The following is a 355-nucleotide window of genomic DNA, read 5'->3' on the forward strand; positions in this document are numbered from 1 at the left end:
GTCGAGGCGGTGCGCGGGGTCGGCGATGTGCAGGGTGGCGCCGCTGACCAGCGCGGGCCAGATCTCCCAGACGGCGGCGTCGAAGCCGAGGCTGGCGATCTGGCCGTGGTGCTCGCCGGGGCCGCTCGGATAGGTGTCCAGGTGCCACCGGACGAGGTTGGCCAGCGCGTGGTGGGCGACCATGACGCCCTTGGGGACGCCCGTCGACCCGGAGGTGTGGATGACGTACGCCACCTGCTCCGGGTGGATGTCGACCCGGGGTGCCGCCGGGGAGGTGGAGCGGTGCGGGGCGAGGGTGACGACGCCGGGGGGTGTGTCGGTGTCGTGGGGGTGTGCGGCGATGAGGATGGCGACG

At 73.8% G+C, this 355-nt stretch carries 1 protein-coding gene; it reads right to left on the bottom strand.

Annotated elements, in window-relative coordinates; genetic code table 11:
- Positions 1-355, bottom strand: a 355-nt coding sequence (locus ACFHW0_RS31880) for an AMP-binding protein (protein ID WP_416613336.1), incomplete at both ends; no start/stop codon positions are given.

Source organism: Micromonospora sp. LOL_025 (assembly GCF_048060285.1).
In the GTDB taxonomy this organism is placed as follows: domain Bacteria; phylum Actinomycetota; class Actinomycetes; order Mycobacteriales; family Micromonosporaceae; genus Micromonospora.